14 protein-coding genes are annotated in these 16,248 nt (G+C 68.3%); 4 read left to right on the top strand and 10 right to left on the bottom strand.

Annotated features, from left to right (window positions below):
• The first annotated feature begins 47 nt into the window (after positions 1-47).
• Positions 48-815, top strand: coding sequence for an IS5 family transposase (locus EKM57_RS17040; protein WP_129793734.1), 768 nt, complete (start codon positions 48-50; stop codon positions 813-815).
• A 640-nt stretch (positions 816-1,455) separates the two neighbouring features.
• Entirely contained in the window at positions 1,456-3,168 is a 1,713-nt protein-coding gene (locus tag EKM57_RS17035; RefSeq protein WP_129793733.1) for an MFS transporter, read from the top strand.
• Between the two features lie 3 nt (positions 3,169-3,171).
• Here the strand turns inward: EKM57_RS17035 and EKM57_RS17030 are convergent, their stop codons facing one another.
• From EKM57_RS17030 to EKM57_RS17010, 5 genes are all read right to left on the bottom strand, one after another.
• Entirely contained in the window at positions 3,172-4,500 is a 1,329-nt protein-coding gene (locus tag EKM57_RS17030; RefSeq protein ID WP_206185487.1) for a folylpolyglutamate synthase/dihydrofolate synthase family protein, read from the bottom strand.
• A gap of 127 nt (positions 4,501-4,627) precedes the next feature.
• Entirely contained in the window at positions 4,628-5,482 is an 855-nt protein-coding gene (gene accD, locus EKM57_RS17025; RefSeq protein WP_129793731.1) for an acetyl-CoA carboxylase, carboxyltransferase subunit beta, read from the bottom strand.
• Positions 5,483-5,552: 70 nt separating this feature from the next.
• Positions 5,553-6,227, bottom strand: coding sequence for an orotidine-5'-phosphate decarboxylase (gene pyrF, locus EKM57_RS17020; RefSeq protein ID WP_129793730.1), 675 nt, complete (start codon positions 6,225-6,227; stop codon positions 5,553-5,555).
• Entirely contained in the window at positions 6,224-6,526 is a 303-nt protein-coding gene (locus EKM57_RS17015) for a hypothetical protein (protein ID WP_129793729.1), read from the bottom strand. Before EKM57_RS17015 ends, pyrF begins: the two co-directional genes overlap by 4 nt.
• Positions 6,527-6,610: 84 nt before the next feature.
• Positions 6,611-8,908, bottom strand: coding sequence for a patatin-like protein (locus EKM57_RS17010; protein WP_129793728.1), 2,298 nt, complete (start codon positions 8,906-8,908; stop codon positions 6,611-6,613).
• A gap of 175 nt (positions 8,909-9,083) precedes the next feature.
• On the opposite strand from EKM57_RS17010, the gene EKM57_RS17005 reads away from it, so the two are divergent.
• Positions 9,084-10,358: a serine hydrolase gene (locus tag EKM57_RS17005; protein ID WP_206185479.1), complete on the top strand. Its 1,275-nt coding sequence runs from the start codon at positions 9,084-9,086 to the stop codon at positions 10,356-10,358.
• On the opposite strand, the gene EKM57_RS17000 is transcribed toward EKM57_RS17005, so the two are convergent.
• Positions 10,256-11,059: an endonuclease/exonuclease/phosphatase family protein gene (locus EKM57_RS17000; RefSeq protein WP_129793726.1), complete on the bottom strand. Its 804-nt coding sequence runs from the start codon at positions 11,057-11,059 to the stop codon at positions 10,256-10,258. The two genes, EKM57_RS17005 and EKM57_RS17000, sit on opposite strands and share 103 nt — an antisense overlap.
• Before the next feature lie 113 nt (positions 11,060-11,172).
• A complete protein-coding gene (locus EKM57_RS16995; RefSeq protein ID WP_165357517.1) occupies positions 11,173-11,493 on the bottom strand; it encodes an HPF/RaiA family ribosome-associated protein in 321 nt (106 codons plus the stop codon).
• Between the two features lie 112 nt (positions 11,494-11,605).
• Between EKM57_RS16995 and radA the strand changes: the two genes are divergently transcribed.
• Positions 11,606-12,979, top strand: a complete 1,374-nt coding sequence (gene radA, locus EKM57_RS16990) for a DNA repair protein RadA (RefSeq protein ID WP_129793724.1) — start codon at positions 11,606-11,608, stop codon at positions 12,977-12,979.
• Positions 12,980-13,019: 40 nt separating this feature from the next.
• Here the strand turns inward: radA and EKM57_RS16985 are convergent, their stop codons facing one another.
• The 3 genes from EKM57_RS16985 to EKM57_RS16975 form a co-directional block, all read right to left on the bottom strand.
• Positions 13,020-13,961 (bottom strand): acetyl-CoA carboxylase carboxyltransferase subunit alpha, encoded by a 942-nt coding sequence (locus tag EKM57_RS16985; protein ID WP_129793723.1) that lies wholly within the window; start codon positions 13,959-13,961, stop codon positions 13,020-13,022.
• Positions 13,962-13,973: 12 nt separating this feature from the next.
• A complete protein-coding gene (locus tag EKM57_RS16980) occupies positions 13,974-14,888 on the bottom strand; it encodes a tyrosine recombinase (protein ID WP_256386911.1) in 915 nt (304 codons plus the stop codon).
• On the bottom strand, positions 14,885-16,248 hold a 1,364-nt coding region (locus tag EKM57_RS16975), incomplete at its 5' end, for a hypothetical protein (protein ID WP_243451107.1). The genes EKM57_RS16980 and EKM57_RS16975, both read right to left, overlap by 4 nt.

The raw sequence follows: 16,248 nt of genomic DNA, 5'->3' as shown, positions 1-16,248 counted from the left end.
TCAAGTAGTCGCTTTCGCGAAGGGCTCGAGTGTGATTCGGGCTCGCCATGAGCCGATACGATCTGACAAACTTCGAGTGGCGCGTGATCGAGCCGCTGCTGCCCAACAAGCTGCGAGGCGTGCCGCGTGTTGATGACCGCCGCGTGCTGAACGGCATATTTTGGGTTCTGCGGTCTGGCGCGCCGTGGCGAGACCTGCCCGAGCGCTATGGCCCACGCACCACCTGCTACAACCGCTTCGTTCGATGGCGGAAGGCAGGTGTGTGGGACCGGCTGATGGACGCCATCACCGCCGCGCGCGACGGCGAGATCCAGATGATTGACAGCACCTCCGTTCGCGCCCAGCAGGCAGGCTGCGACGGCAAAAAAGGGGGTGCAGATCACTGTCTCGGTCGATCACGGGGCGGCCTCACGACCAAGATCCACGTCGTCGTCGACGCGCAGGGCCTCCCGATCCGGCTCGGCCTGACGGCAGGACAGACGCACGACGGGCAGATCGCGGATACTCTGCTCGACCAACTCGGCCCGCGCACCATCGTGCTGGCTGACAAAGCCTACGACGCCGACCGCATCCGCGAGCTGATCCAGAACCAGGGCGCCACGCCCAACATCCCGCCCAAGAGCAACCGGCGCTGGAAATCGTGCTTCAGCAAGCGCCTATACCGCGAACGCAACCTGATCGAGCGGTTCTTCTCCAAGCTGAAGCACTTCCGCAGGGTCGCTACGCGCTACGACAAGCTCGCAGCCAACTTCCTTGCCATGGTCCAACTCGCTTCAATACGCCTGTGGCTCCGAGCTAATGAGTCTACGGCCTAGAAGATGTGCCGGGGAAAAGGCGAAGGCAACCCGTTCTAGGCGAGGCGGGCAGGTTTCGAGCGGCGTCTGTCTGGTCTTCTCCCCGTTTGACCTGAGCTCGTCGAAGGCCACCCTTTATCGTTGCGCCCAAGAAGAAGAGAAAGGCTTTGACGATCTCACCCGAACGAAGGGGCCGGATTTGGGAGAGGACATCGTCCGCGGCGGTCCCCCCACGGCCTTCCACGGCACCTCCCGCTCGGCGGCGGGCGGGAGCAGGATGCGGAGGAAAGCTGGATGTCCGGAAAAGGCTTCCGGTTGGCCCTTCTGGTGAACGGGTGGCGGCGCCGTACGCCCGCCCTTCACCGAGGGGGAAAGCATCGCGGCATGTGATGGCGCCATGGCGCCCCGGCGCCACTCGCTCAGGCCAGCGCTCACTCGACCTGGTCATGGAAATGCCGGATGCCGGATTCGAGCGTGCCGAGGTTCAGTGCCGGCCACCCCCGGCATGACTGGAGTCTCGCAGCGACATGATCAACCCGTTGGCCGCGGGCCTTCGCTCGCGCCAGGGGATCGCGTCGAGCCACCGCGGCTTCGTTCATCGGCCTAGCAATGGCGCGATGAGGCGCTAGGTTCGCGGCCAGGCGAGCAGGAGAAACGACCCATGGTCACGACAGCAGCGAAGAGGCCCGGCTGGCGCACCCTGGCGCGGTCGCTGCGCAATCCGAAGTCGGGTTTCATGGCGCTTTTTGGATTCGCTTCGGGGCTGCCCTTCGCGCTGTTCCTCGGCACGCTCTACGCCTGGTTCACCGAGGCCGAGGTGGATCTCGAGACGATGGGCGTCTTCTCGCTCATTGGCCTCGCTTATTCGTTCCAGTTCCTATGGTCGCCGTTGGTTGACAAGGTGGACATTCCGGTCCTGCGGCGGCTGGGGAAGCGCAAGCAGTGGATCGCGCCCGCGCAGCTCCTGCTCGGAATCATCTTGATGACGATGAGCCTGCTCGACCCGAGGAGCGCGATCGGCCTGTTCAGCCTGCTCGCGGGCATCGGAGCCTTCGCCAGCGCCACCCAGGACATCGCCATCAACGCCTGGCGCATCGACATCGCCGACGAAGAGGCGACGATCGACATTCTCTCTACGGTGTATCAGATGGGTTTCCGCCTCTCCTCCCTCGTCGGAGGGGCGCTCGGCCTGATCATCGCCGCGCGGATCGGCTGGCCGCAGACCTACGTCATGCTGGGAATGATCCTGCTGGCGATCGGAATCGTGGGGCTATTTGCGCCCGATGCCGGGAAGTTTCGGACGATCATCGCCGCGGGCGACGATATCGACGAGCTTTACCAGCCCGGCGAATTGCTGCCGAACATCCGCAAATGGGGTCTTCTGGCCGTGGGCCTGCTGTGGGCCTGGGCGATCGGCACCGTTCTCGTGTTCATGGTGCGCTCGATGACCGCGCTGCCCGAGGACCGTCCCAACCCGACCGAGTTCACCGCCACCTATGGGCCGTTGATCGTCATCGCCACGATCGTCCTGCCGGCCTTCGTTGCCGCCTGGCTGGTGAAGCTTCGTCGCGAAGGGCGCCACGTGATCCCGGCGGGGGGCGGACCGGAGTCGCGCGCCGGTCAGGTGACCGATCATTTCTACCGCGCTCTGGTGCTGCCGCTGGTCGAGTTCGTCGGCCGGATGGGCTGGTCGTTGGTGCTGATCCTCGCCCTGGTGCTGACTTATCGCATCTGCGATTCGATCTGGGGGACCTTCGCCTATCCGTTCTACCTCGGCGAGCTCGGCTACACGAACGACGAGGTCGCATTGGCCTCCAAGTTCTTCGGCATCGGCGCGATCATCCTCGGGCTGGCGGTGGGCGGCTGGTTGATCGTCGTGCTCGGTCGCATGCTGACCTTGACGCTGGGCGCAGCGCTCTCGGCGGCCACCAACCTGCTCTACGCGGACCTGGCCGTGGGCGGGGCGACCATGTCCGCGGTCAGCAATGCGATCGGCTTCACCTGGGCGGTCGAGCAGTTCGGCGGCAGCGAGAGATTGGCCCGGCTGATGATCACGATCGGCGGCGAGAACCTCGCCATCGGAATTGCGGGCGCGGCCTATATCGCCTGGCTCTCCTCGATCGTCGCCAAGGGGTACAGCGCGGTGCAATATGCGCTGCTCGCCTCGCTGACTCTGCTGGTCGGAACGCTGGGTCGCGGCGCGCTCGGCCAGATGATCGAGGAGCGCGGATACTATTTCGTGTTCGTCTTCACCGCCTTGATCGGCGTGATCGCGGTCGTGCTGTGTGTGCTCGAATGGATTCGCGAAATTCGCCAAGGTCGTGCGTCGGGCGTAGTGGCGCCGGAGCACGCCCAAGGCCTTCCCGCAGAATAGAAGTCAATTCGGCAGCTGATCGTTCCGCCGGAGCGCGTCGCCCGCCAGGTAGAGGGAGCCGAGGATCAGCACGACGGGCGGATGCTCCCGGTCGGTATGACGGCCGATCCAATCCAGCGCCCCCTCGACGCCGGTGGCCGGCATCGCGCTGAACCCCGCTTCGCGCGCGGCTGCGGCGAAGGCTTCCGGCGAGTGATGGTCGTGACCCGGCACGGGGACGGGGTGGAGCATGATCGCGCGGCCGCGGAACGGCCGCAGCAAGCCCGAGACGTCGCGGTTGGACAGCAGGCCGAGGACGATGTGGAACGGACGGCCCGGGGGCAGGCGGCCGCGGAAGAAATCGGCGACCACGCGCGCGGCGGAAGGGTTGTGGGCGCCGTCGAGCCAGAGTTCGGCGCCGGCAGGCAACCGGCTTCGCAGCGGCCCGGGGGCGAGAAGCTGCAGTCGCGCCGGCCAGTCGGTCCAGCCCATCGCCGCCTTGAGCGCCGAGTCGGGTATGGCGAGGACGTCCTGGTGGCGGAGCATCGCCACGGCGAGTGCCGCGTTTGTCGCCTGGTGCGCGCCGGGGAGGCGCGGGGCGGGCAGGTCGAGCTCCCCGCGCGCGTCGACATAATGGATCCGCCCACTCCGAAGGGTCGCGTCCCACCGACTGCCACGCGGCAGCCAAGGGGCGTCGGCCGCCGCGGCGGCTCGGGCCACCTGCTCGGCAACGCGCGCGGGATAGTGCTGAGTGACCAGCGGCACGCGTGCCTTGGCGATCCCGGCTTTCTCGGCGGCGATCTGCTCGAGACGGTCGCCGAGGAAGGCGGCATGGTCGAGCCCGAGCTGGGCGATTGCGCACACCAGTGGGGCTTCGACGACGTTGGTCGCGTCGAGCCGGCCGCCCAGTCCGACCTCGAGCACCAGGGCATCGGCGGGAGTGCGGGCAAAGGCGAGAAAGGCGGCGGCCGTGGTCGCCTCGAAGAAGCTCAGTTCCATGTCGGCCGCGGCGTCGAGCGTTTCGCCGAGATAGGCCGCGAGAGCGGGGTCGTCGATGAGGCGCCCGGACAGCCGGATCCGCTCGTTGAAGCGGACGAGATGGGGGCTGGTATAGACATGGGCGGTAAGGCCTGCCGCCTCGATCGCGGCGCGCAGGAAGGCGCAGGTGGAGCCCTTGCCGTTGGTGCCGGCGACGTGGAGGACGGGCGGCAGCGAACGCTCGGGATGGCCGAGCCGGCCGAGCAGGATCGAGATGCGTTCGAGGCCGAGCCCGTCGACGACCGGCGCGAGCCGGGACAGGCGGTCGAGCTGACGCTGGACCTCGGGATCCGCGGAGACGGCGGAGTCCATGATCAGTTCCTTCCGCCGTCGTCGCCGGGACGCGGAAAAGGGGAGGGGCAGGAAGAGGGGTCCGGGACGAGGCTTGCGACGCCCGACGTCCCTGCTGGCGACCCTCTCCCCTGGAGGGGAGAGGGGCTCGTCACGCCGCCTCTTGCTGCTGGGGCGCCAGATAGTCGAGCAGCAGCGTCACCCGCGTTCGCAGGTCCCGGCGGTGGACGACCATGTCGACCATGCCGTGCTCGAGCAGATATTCGGCGCGCTGAAAGCCCTCGGGCAGCTTCTCCCGGATCGTCGATTCGATGACCCGCTGTCCGGCGAATCCGATCAACGCGCCGGGCTCGGCGATGTGGACGTCGCCGAGCATCGCGTAGGAAGCCGTGACTCCCCCGGTGGTCGGATCGGTCAGGATGACGATGTAGGGCAGGCCGGCTTCCCTGAGCTCCGCGATCGCCACCGTCGTCTTCGGCATCTGCATCAGCGACAATATGCCTTCCTGCATCCGCGCCCCGCCGGCGGCGGTGACGATGATGTAGGGGCACCTGTTCGCGATGGCGTCACGCGCGCCGGCGACGAAGGCCGCCCCGACCGCCATGCCCATCGACCCACCCATGAAGGCGAAATCCTGGACGCCCACCACCGCGCGCCTGCCGTCGATCGCGCCGCGGGCGTTGAGCAGGGCGTCCGGCTCCCCGGTCGACTGGCGTGCCGCTTTCAGACGGTCGCTATAGCGCTTTGAATCGCGGAACTTGAGCGGGTCTTCCCTGACCTGCGGCGGCGGCAGGACCGTATAGCCCGGGTCCATCAGCATCTCGAAACGCAGGCGGGGACCGATCCGGCCGTGATGCTCGCAGCGCGGGCAGACGAACAGATTCTCCTCATATTCCTTGAGGAAGACCATCGCGCCGCATTCCGGGCATTTGTGCCAGAGCGTTTCCGGAGTCTCGCGCTTCGGAAGGAAGGGGATCTTGTTGCGAACCCGGTTGAGCCAACTCATCTCATGCTCCTTGGCGGGGCGGATAGGCCGCGGGCGGAGGGAAGTCCAGAATCCTCCCCGTGGAACGGAGCTAGAGCGTCGCTTCGATGGCTCGCGCCGCTTCGTCCGGAGCGGCCGCCCGGGTGATCGGCCGACCGATGACGAGGATCGACGCGCCATTGTCCAGCGCCTCGCGCGGGGTGATGATCCTTTTCTGATCGGCCTGATCGCCATCGGCCGGGCGGACCCCCGGCACGACGAAGAAGCCGTCCGGCCAGAGCGCTTTCGCCGCGGCGACCTCGCGTCCCGAGCAGACGACCCCGTCGAGGCCGGACTCGCGCGCCAGCCCGGTCAGCCGCTCGACCTGAGCGTGCACGTCCGGCCGCACGCCGACCGTGTCCAGATCCTGCGCATCCAGGCTGGTGAGCACCGATACCCCGATCACCTTCGTGCCGGATGGCGCCGCCGCCTTGGCGTCCTCCATCATCGCCCGGCCCCCGGCGGCGTGGACGGTGAGCACCGCCGGCGCGAGCGGATGCAGCGCCTGCACCGCCTTGGCGACCGTATTGGGTATGTCGTGCAGCTTGAGATCCAGGAAAAGCGGCAGCCCCAGGTCCGCCATCGCCAGCACGCCTTCGGGCCCGTTGGCGCAGAAATATTCCAGGCCGAGCTTGATCCCGCCGACATGGTTGCGCACCGCGCCGGCGATTCGCCGGGCCTGTTCGGGATCGGTGGTATCGAGAGCGACGAAGATGGGTCCCCTCATGCGTCCGGCCGCTCCGCCTCCGGCGCGGGAGGCCGTGCCGCCACCGGCCCGGGCGCGTTGGCGACATGGGCGTGCGACGGCGCCTCGAGTCGGCGCTTCAGCGACCAGATCCTGGCGCGATAGAGGACGAGTGTGGGCAGGAAGCCAAGCAGGAAGGCGCCGATCACCAGCACCGGCAGCTTCACGTCCGCAGCGAGGCCGCCCCAGAGCCTGATCGTCACCACGTTCCAATTGGCATGGGCGAACAGGACCAGCACCACCGCTAGGATCACCCAGAACAGGGTCTTCAGGAACTGCATGAAAGGCCCTTTCCCACGTTCCCGCCTCCCTCTCTCAAAAAACCGCGCAGGTCCAGACCTGCCGCCATGTCGCGGGCATTGCGTTCAGCCGACCTCGCGCTCCAGCGTCTCGAACAGGGAGGCGATGCAGCCGAGGCGCGACTTCTCATCGGCGAGGATGGCGCGGAAGGCCTGCCGCTTGAGCGCGGCCACCTCGATCTGCGGGAGCCGCTTCGGCTCCGGCAGCGTCGACAGGAGGATGTCCACCAGCCGGTCGGCACCGTGCAGGCGGCCCCAGAGATAGTCATTCTCACGATAGGCGCGGCTGAAGAAGGCACCGAAGCTGTTCAGCTGAATCCCCTTCAGGGTCGCCGCCGTCCCGCCGGCCCGGATCGCAACCGCGTCGTCGGGCGAGATCCTGTCGACCTTGATCGGATCGAATTCGTCCAGTCCTTCGCCCTGCAGCAGCGGCAGCGTGGCGACGTCGTAGAAGGGGTAGCCGAGATAGGAGAGGATCAGCCGCCGCCGCTCCGGCTTGTCGAGCGTGGAAATGGTCTCGGTCAGCTGAAGATCGGTCAACTCGTCGAGCGGACGCAGGTCCCACAGGCGTGCCAGCGCCTCCATCGCGGCGGCCGGCTCGGTCGCGGCGGCGGCGAGCGCCTGGCGGATCCGTTCATCCACCTGATCCGGGGTGCGGCGCTGATAGCGTTCGAGCAGATCGTTGAGCAGCGCGCCCACTTTCGCCGCCGCGTCGCGATCCTCGATGAGCTGCGCTGCCCCCTTGGCGATGAAGCGAAGCCGCCGCGTGCGGAAGCCGACGTCGAAGTCGCGAAGGAAGCGGATCACCTCGGGGCTCGCGCCTCGCGCCGACACCGCGCCGGGTTCGACCAGGCCGAGATTGCGGACATAGGCCCAGATCGCCCCGCGGACCTGCTCGCGCCCGACCCGGTCGCCGCTTTCGCGGCCGCCAAGGCGAAGGACGCTGTCGGCCGCTTCCTCCACCACCGTCGCGATCTTGAGATGGGCGTAGGAAGCGTAGGCATAGCCGGCCGACTTCGCCGCCAGTTCGTTGGCGCGGGCACGCCAGGCCGCGAGCCGCTTCGGCGTCGGCCGCACCAGGAAGAAGGTGGAGCCGAAGGCATCCTCGATCGCCGCCTCGACCTCCGGCTGCATGGCTCCGACGATCCGCCGTAGGCGCCGGATTCGGCCGGACAGCCGCTCGATCACCTCGAGATTGTCGCGGATCGGCTGCTCGCGCGGGATGTCGGAAAGCGCGCCGATGATGGTCGAAAAGAAGCCGGGCGGTTCGGACGCGCCTCCGCCGGTCAGACGCACGCTCTTCAGGCCCGGCTTGGGATCGATATAGACGAAACGGCGATCCACCTCGCGTCGCGCCGGCCTCTGGTCCAGCGCGCGGATCGCCGGTCCGAACGGCGCATTGGCAAGGACGGAGCCGTCGATCAGGACCGCATCCTCGGCGTCGCCGAGGGCGGCGTGGCGCGGCAGCGCCCGGGCGAGGAAGGCGTCGCGACCCGGCCAGCTGCGGCCGCGCTGCTTCAGCACCTCGTCGAGCTCTCCGACGGTGAAGGGCGGGAAAGCGCCCGGGAAGCTGGCGGTGGCGCGGGCGGCATAGGTCAGCTCGACCGCGTCGCCGAGCTGCCGTTCGTCGCCCGGCGCGTCATGGAAGGCGAGCGTGATCCGATGCTCGCGCTCGGTGACTTCGGACGGCGAGTTCAGCCGCAATTGCACTGGATGGCCGCGAAAGTCGGTGACGGTGACGAACAGGTCGAGCGGCTGGGAAGCCGGGAGCAGGGGCCTTTCGTTCGGCTCGGCCTCCATCGCGTCGAACGCGTCGAGAATGAGGTTGGTGAAGGCCGGGCCGCCGAACGGCGGCGCGAACCAGCGAGCGCGGACGAAATTGGCGAGCTTGCTGCGAACCTCGGCGCGATGGGCCGGCTCGACCGTCTCCTCGACCGTCCCCGAGCGGGCCGAAAAGGCCCAGGCGAAGGGAACCGCCGCCGATTTGGCGAAGCGCGAGACGGAGCTCACTTCGGGATCGAGCAGCCGGTCGATATCGGCGGATTCGAGCCAGAGGTCGGTCAGGGGATCGAGCGAGTGGCCGCCGGCAATGGCATGGGCGAGGAAGATGGCATTGATCCCTCCGGCACTGGCCCCGGCGAGAATGTCGACGAGGACGCGAAGCTCGGTCTCGCCATGCTCGGCCATGCGGCGAAGCAGGTCATGATAGACTCCTTCGCTGTCCGGCCCGCGAGCGTCCCCGCCGGTGAAGGCGCGGCTCGCCTTGGCGAGGCGCCAGATCTCCTTGGTGACACCATGCATGTAGACGGCGAGGCTGATACCCCCGTAGCAGACCAGCGCAATTCGAAGCTCTTTCTCCCGCATCGGTGCGGAACCTGACAGCAAGCCGAGTCGATGTCGAGCGAAGGACGGAACACGTTCGAATCGCTGTCATTCGCCGCCGGGCCGCGATAAAGCGGCACAACCGGAGCCGCATTGGAACTGCCGGGGGAGGAGCTGGACTACCGGTGTCGTGTATCTGAGGCGTCTGTTCACATTCATGCTGGTCGGGCTCGGTCTGCTCGGCCTGGCCTTGGCGGCCACTCTGATCTTCACCCGCGCTGCGCCGATCCCCCGCGAGGACGGACCGCCCCGCTTCGAGCTGGTGGTCGGCGAGGCCAAGGCGAAGCGCCCCAGCCTGGTCGACTATAGAAGGCTGGACCTGCGGCTACAGGCCCTGATGGAGGATCCGGCCATGGTCGGGCTCGCCGTCGCCGTGGTCGAGGATGGCGAGATCAGGTTCGCCAAGGGCTATGGCGAGACCATCGCCGGGAGCGGCGATCCGGTGACCACGTCGACCGTCTTCCGCTGGGCGTCGCTTTCCAAGGGCGTGGCCGCCGACATGGTCGCCCTCCTGGCCCACGAGAAGCGTCTCTCGCTGATGGAGCCGGTAGGCCTTCACGCCGTCTCGCTGCGCCTTCCCGGCGGCAGCGAAAGGGCGGCGACGGTTTCGGACCTGCTGTCCCATCAGCTCGGCCTGTTCGCCCATGCTTACGACCTCAAGCTGGAGGATGGCTGGGACCCGCGCTACCTGCGCGGAACGCTCGCGACCCTCGACAGCATCTGCCCGCCCGGCAGCTGCCATGCCTATCAGAACGTCGCATATGACGCCGCCTCCGAGATCGTCGAGCGGGTCACCGGCCGAAGCTATGGGGAGGCGGTGCGCGAGCGTTTGTTCGGTCCCTTGGGGATGCGAACCGCCAGCGTCACGCGAGAGGACCTGTTCCGCGCCCGCAGCTGGGCGCGCCCACATGTCGGCGGACGCAATTCGCGCCCGGTCGAGGTCACCGATTCCTATTATCGCGTGCCGGCGGCAGGCGGAGTCAACGGCTCGATCGAGGATCTCGCTTTCTGGATGATGGCGCAGATGGGCCAGGCGCAAGAGGTGCTGCCGGAACCCGTCATCGCGGCGGTGCAGACCCCGCGAGTCAACACGCCGCGCGAGACTTCACGGCGCCGGAAGTATCGAGAGCGGACCACGAGCTCGGCATATGGCCTCGGCTGGCGCGTGCTCGATTATTCCGGCCGCAACGTCATCGGCCACCATGGCGGCGTGCGCGGCTATCGTTCGATGATGATGTTCGATCCCGAGCGGCGGGCCGGGATCGTCGCTTTGTGGAACAGCGCGACGTCGCGACCGAACGGAATCGAATATGAGGTGATGGACATGATCTATCGCCTGCCTTTCCGCGACTGGCTCGCGATCGAGGATCGCAGCCTTGCGGCCCAACCCGTGCCGGAGGACGTCCCGGCGGACGAGGGCGGCAACGGCTGAATCTCCGCCGCGGGCCGAAGCTGGGCCCATACCGGAAGGTGGTCGGAGGCGCGCCGGGCGGTCGCGCTGTCATGCGCCCCGCTGTCGACGATCTCCAGGTCCGGCGACACCATGATGCGGTCCAGTTGGGCGATCGGCCGGCGGGCGTGGAAGCTGCGCCCGCAAGGGGCGAACTGGTGATGCGTCGCGAAGTCGCGCAGGCAGCCGCCTCGGCTGCTCCATTCGTTGAGGTCGCCCATCAGGACCGTCGGCAGCCTGTCTTCGCGCTCGGCGAGGTGGGCGAGGATGGCATGGGCCTGCCGGCGGCGCCAGAGTCCGGACAGGTCGAGGTGCATTCCGACGACGCGCAGCCGCATCCCGCCGAACGCTACCTCCGCCAGCACCGCGCCACGGGGCTCGAGCGAGGGCAGGTGGAAGAGGTGCCGCTCGAGCACCTCGACTCCCTTGCGCACGAGCAGCGCATTGCCGTGCCAGCCGATGCTGCCGGCTCGGATATCGAGGGGCACCGGCCGGTAGTCGCTATGCTCTTCCATCAGGTGGAGAGGCACGGCGCTGGCGCGCGAGCCGAACCGCCGGTCGGCCTCCTGCAGGGCAACGACGTCCGCATCGAGCTCGTTGAGGACCTCGATCGTCCGCTCCGGCCGCCGCTTTCGATCGGTGCCGATAGCCTTGCGCATGTTGTAGCTCGCAACCCGGATCATCGCCGGCGGCTGTGCCCAACGGGATGGCGCAGGGCAAGCCGACGGCGAGGCGCCGGGCTATAGCGACGCCGGGGCTGCTCCAAGTCGCGATACCTCGGATCTGCCCGCGGAGATCAGCGCCCCCTCACGTCGGCGATCCGCCCCAGCGCGTGATCGAGGGCGCGGGCCGCCTTTTCCGCCGCGACCGATACGGCGTCCTCGACGCGGTGCGCATCCGCATGGACGGCGATGGGGTCGTGTCCCGTCGGGCGAACCTCCAGGCTCACCCTCTTGTCGTCGCCGCCCTTGGTGCCGTTGATATCGGAGACGTGCAGCTCGACATGGGTCAGCCGCCTTTCGAACCGGCGCAGCCGCGAGCGGATGCGCTGCTCCAGCCGCTCGTTCGCCTCCGCGTCGCTCTTGATCTGATTGTCGGTATTGATCTGGACGTACAAGGCGGCCTCCTCGCTTGATTGGATGAAGCGATAATGCCGCGGAAGGGACGGTCGTTCCCGATGCGCGATTTCCGCTGGATGTTCACGCTTCGTTTCGCTAGCCTCCGCGGCTATGGCGAAGCCGAAGAAGCGATATGTCTGTCAGCTGTGCGGATCGGTGAGCAGCCGCTGGGTCGGCCAGTGCGCAGACTGCGGCGAGTGGAACAGCCTGGTGGAAGACCAGGCGGGCGTAGTGACCCCCTTTTCGGCGCGCCACGACCTTCGCGGCGGCGGACGGCGGATCGAGCTGGTCGGGCTCGACGCGGAAACCAGGCTGCCGGATCGGATCGGCACCGGGATCGCCGAGTTCGACCGCGCGCTGGGCGGCGGTCTTGTCGCCGGGTCGGCGACCCTGATCGGCGGCGATCCTGGAATCGGCAAGTCGACGTTGCTCCTCCAGGCGGCTGCGAAGGTTGCGTCGCAAGGACTTGCCGTTGCTTATATATCAGGCGAGGAAGCGGCCGATCAGGTGCGCCTGCGCGCCCGCCGCCTGGGTCTTGCCGCGGCTCCGCTGCGTCTCGCCGCCGCGACCTCGGTCCGTGACATATTGACCACTTTGGCCGACTCCGCGCCGCCCGCCATGGTGGTGATCGATTCGATCCAGACCATGTATTCCGACCTGATCGAAGGCGCGCCCGGAACCGTGAGCCAGGTTCGTGCCTCGGCGCATGAGCTGATCCGTTTCGCCAAGGAGAGCGGCGCGGCAATCGTTTTGGTGGGCCATGTCACCAAGGACGGCGCGATCGCGGGGCCGCGCGTCCTCGAGCATATGGTCGATACGGTGCTGAGCTTTGAAGGCGAGCGCAGCCATCAGTACCGGATCCTTCGTGCCGCCAAGAACCGGTTCGGCGGCACCGACGAGATCGGGGTGTTCGCCATGGCGGAGGAAGGGCTGGAGGAAGTCGCCAACCCGTCCGCCCTGTTCCTCACCGATCGTGGCGAGCCGGTTCCGGGAGCCGTGGTCTTCCCGGCGCTGGAGGGCACGCGGCCGGTGCTCGTCGAGATCCAGGCGCTGACCGTCCGCCTGGCCAGCGGCGCAACGCCGCGCCGTGCAGCGGTCGGCTGGGATTCCGGGCGGCTGGCGATGATCCTCGCGGTCCTCGAGGCACGCTGCGGCTTGAGCTTCTCGACCGCCGAAGTCTATCTCAACGTCGCCGGCGGCTATCGCGTCACCGACCCCGCCGCCGATCTTGCCGTGGCGGCCGCCCTGGTCTCGGCACTGGCCGAGCGGCCCGTGCCGGCGGAAACGGTTGCGTTCGGCGAGGTCGCTCTGTCCGGCGAGCTGCGCCCCGTGGCGCATGCCCCGCTGCGTCTCAAGGAGTCCGCCAAGCTCGGATTCGGCAACGCCTTCGTCCCGGCTGCCGTGGCTGGAGAGAAGGGCGCGATGAGGCTGTCCGGCTTTCGGACGCTCGGGCAGCTCGTCGATCACCTGCTGGGACGAGGATAAGGATCGTTCTCCCCGCGTCGTGCGGCGGGGGAAGGCTCGGCTATCCGACCGCCAGGAACTTCGCCCGCCGCTGAGCGCGTATCTCCTCCCGCGAAAGCGGCGCCAGGGCTTCGAGCTCCTCGGAAATGGCGGCGCCCAGCGTCTCGATCGCTTCGGCGGGATTGCGGTGGGCACCGCCGACCGGCTCAGGGATGACCCGTTCGACGAGACCGAGCTGCTGCAGATCCCCGGCGGTGATTCGCATCGCTTCGGCTGCATCGGCCGCCTTCTCGGCGGTGCGCCATAGGATCGAGGCGCAGCCTTCCGGCGAGATGACCGAATAGACGCTGTTCTCGAGCATCAGCACACGATTGGCGGCGGCGATGGCGATCGCGCCGCCGGAGCCACCTTCGCCGGCCACGGCGGCGACGAGCGGCACGCCGAGAGCGAGGCATTGTTCGGTCGCGCGGGCGATCGCCTCCGCCTGGCCGCGTTCTTCGGCCTGCACGCCGGGAAAGGCGCCTGGCGTATCGACCAGGGTCACCACAGGCAGGCCGAATCGGTCGGCGAGGTCCATCAACCGGATCGCCTTTCGATAGCCTTCCGGCCGCGCCATCCCGAAATTGTGCTTGAGCCGGCTGGCGGTGTCGTCGCCTTTCTCATGGCCGATCAGAACGACCTTGCGGCCGCGCCAGCGGCCGAGGCCGCCGACGATCGCCTGGTCTTCGCCGAAATGGCGATCGCCGGCCAGCGGCACGAAGTCGTCCACGAGGGCGGCGACGTAATCCTTGAAGTGCGGACGTTCGGGGTGCCGCGCGACCTGGGTCTTCTGCCAGGGCGTCAGCCTGGCATAGGTCTCGCGCAGCAGGCGCTGGGCGCGCTCTTCGAGCCGCTGGATCTCAGCTTCGATGTTGAGCTCGCCGGCCGAGGCGGTCTCGCGCAGCTCTGCAACCCGCGCTTCGAGCTCCGCTATCGGCTTTTCGAAATCGAGAAAGGTCGGCATGAGCCGGGCGGGTTAGGCCGGCTTCCGGCGCGCGTCAACGGAGCGGGAATCCGCCAAGGGGTGACGGCTGTTCACCAGGTCGATCAGGCGCCGTGAATCGACGTGGGTGTAAATCTGCGTCGTGGCTATGTCGGCGTGGCCGAGCAGCATCTGTACGGCGCGCAGATCGGCGCCGCCTTCGAGGAGATGGGTCGCAAAGGCGTGGCGCAGCACGTGCGGGCTGATCCGCTCGGGCGGAATGCCGGCATCGGCGGCGAGCGCCTTGATCAGCTGGTGGAGCCGCACCCTGCTGAGGTGCTTGCGGCCGGAGGGGAAGAGGAAAGGTGAATCGCGCGGAACCTGGGCCAGCCAGGAGGACACAGCGGCGCGGGCGCGGTCGGAGATCGGCACCAGGCGCTCGCGACCGCCTTTGCCCTTGAGGATCAGGAAGGGCTTGTCGGGAGAGACCGCGTTGCGCGGAAGCGAGACGAGCTCGGTCGCGCGCAGGCCGGAGCCATAGAGCAGTTCGACCAGTGCAGACAGTCGCAAGGCCGCGATACCGCCCTCCGCCTTACGGCGTTCGACCTCGGCGAAAAGTGCGTCGACGGCCCGGTGATCGAGGATCTTCGGCAGCGGGCGATCGGCGCCCGGCCGCGGCAGCGCGGGCGAGGGATCGTCGGGTCGAATACCTTCGTCCTGCAGGAAGCCGAAGAAGCGCCGAAGCGCCGCCGACTTTCGGGCAACCGTCGAGCGCTTGAGCGGCATCCAGGCCTCCGCGAGCCTTCGAAGCGCTTCGGGAGAGGCCTCGCCCAATTCACCCCCGAGCAGCTCGGAAGCGCCGATCAGGTCGCGCTCGTAGGCGAGCAAGGTGTTGCGCGCCGCGCCCGCTTCGGCCGCAAGCATTTCAAGAAAAGCATCGACCAGCCGGCGGTCCGCCGACGCGCTCACGACCGCGCGATCGCCTCGGCGGCGATCATCCTCGCCTCATATTCGAGCCCCGCCGTGCGCAACGCGCGGACGATGCGGAACAAGTGGTCCGGGGGCACGCCGTGCCAGCCGGCGGTCTGCATCCCGACGGCGGCGAGGAGGGCCACTGTGCCGGTCTCGCGATTGCGCGCAGCGCGATCGAGCGACTGCGCCCAGCGTCCACCGGTGCCCCCGAGTGCGAGTCCCAAATTCGAAGCGAGCCGGGAAGCGTCGCCTTCGTTCAAGCGGCCGAGGCCCGCGAGCGCCGCCACCAGCATCTGCGCCCGCCGGCGGTCGGCCTCATCGGCCTCGATGAACGTCTCGATGGAGCCGGTGCCGACCTCGACCGAGCCATCGGGGGCGCCGACGGCAAGCAGCGCCCAAGCCTGGCTATCGCCGCTTTCCTCTACGACCGCACTCCAACGCGCGGCGGCGCGATCAAGTCCGGCCGTCAGCATCGAGGCGATCAGCCTCGCGGTATCGGCGCCGTGCTCGGCCGAGGGCTGGATCCGCGCGGCCGCCCGGGCCGTGAGGATCAGCCGCGCATGCTGTTCGTGAGGCCCGTCCGCTTCCTGCCAGAGGCTTCGCATCGCCTCCATCTTCTCGCCCGTATCGGTCCCCGCCCAGGCTGTGCGAAGCCGCGCGCCCACGGTTCCGGCCGCCTCGGCAGGGTCGGTCCGATCGAGCATCAAACTATATATCTCAACCAGGGATCGCGACGAGAAGACGCCGAGCGAGGCGGCGACCGAGGCGGCGCCGAGCCTTTGCTCGAGCGGCACCATCGGCGCCCGGGCCCGCCAGGCCCGCATCGCCGGTGCGCTCGCGTCAAGCAATCGATCGGGGATCGGGGCGCCGGTGGCGCTCGCGAGGCCGACACGCCACGCATTCAGCGTGACCACCGGCTCCCAGTCGAGAGTTGCGGAGCGGCGAGCTTCGGCGCCGGCGCCGATCACCCTCTCGGCCAAAGCCAAGTCGATTCCCCGAATATCGCCCTCGCGGCGCGCATCGTCGACCAAGGCGGATGCCCGCGCCGCTTCTCCCTCCAGCGCAGCGCACATCGCGTCGGCCAGCGTCCACACCGTCCCGGACGCCCCCGCCGGCTCGACCAACGGGCACAAGGCTGCCGGATCGGCCGTGGCGAGAGCGGTTCGCGCCGCCACCTCGATCAGGCGAGGCGTGTAGAATGGCTGGTCGATCGACTGGACCAGCAGGCGCGCGCCGTCCGCTTCCCCCATGCGCAGCAGCAGGTCGGCGCGGTGCGCCACCCAGTCTACCGGATGGACACGAGGCGGCGCCGCGGCACGGCTCAGGAGGGCCCGACGCAGCAAGATCGAAGCCCAGC

Source organism: Sphingosinicella sp. CPCC 101087 (assembly GCF_004151485.1).
Lineage (GTDB): Bacteria > Pseudomonadota > Alphaproteobacteria > Sphingomonadales > Sphingomonadaceae > Allosphingosinicella.
This window is presented reverse-complemented; position numbering and strand designations above follow the sequence as displayed.

Excerpts from the sequence above, each read along its gene's own strand:
- EKM57_RS17040 (WP_129793734.1), top strand. The coding sequence starts at position 48 with ATGAGCCGATACGATCTGACAAACTTCGAGTGGCGCGTGATCGAGCCG.
- EKM57_RS17035 (WP_129793733.1), top strand. The coding sequence starts at position 1,456 with ATGGTCACGACAGCAGCGAAGAGGCCCGGCTGGCGCACCCTGGCGCGG.
- accD (WP_129793731.1), bottom strand. The coding sequence starts at position 5,482 with ATGAGTTGGCTCAACCGGGTTCGCAACAAGATCCCCTTCCTTCCGAAG.
- pyrF (WP_129793730.1), bottom strand. The coding sequence starts at position 6,227 with ATGAGGGGACCCATCTTCGTCGCTCTCGATACCACCGATCCCGAACAG.
- EKM57_RS17015 (WP_129793729.1), bottom strand. The coding sequence starts at position 6,526 with ATGCAGTTCCTGAAGACCCTGTTCTGGGTGATCCTAGCGGTGGTGCTG.
- EKM57_RS17010 (WP_129793728.1), bottom strand. The coding sequence starts at position 8,908 with ATGCGGGAGAAAGAGCTTCGAATTGCGCTGGTCTGCTACGGGGGTATC.
- EKM57_RS17005 (WP_206185479.1), top strand. The coding sequence starts at position 9,084 with ATGCTGGTCGGGCTCGGTCTGCTCGGCCTGGCCTTGGCGGCCACTCTG.
- EKM57_RS17000 (WP_129793726.1), bottom strand. The coding sequence starts at position 11,059 with ATGATCCGGGTTGCGAGCTACAACATGCGCAAGGCTATCGGCACCGAT.
- radA (WP_129793724.1), top strand. The coding sequence starts at position 11,606 with ATGGCGAAGCCGAAGAAGCGATATGTCTGTCAGCTGTGCGGATCGGTG.
- EKM57_RS16985 (WP_129793723.1), bottom strand. The coding sequence starts at position 13,961 with ATGCCGACCTTTCTCGATTTCGAAAAGCCGATAGCGGAGCTCGAAGCG.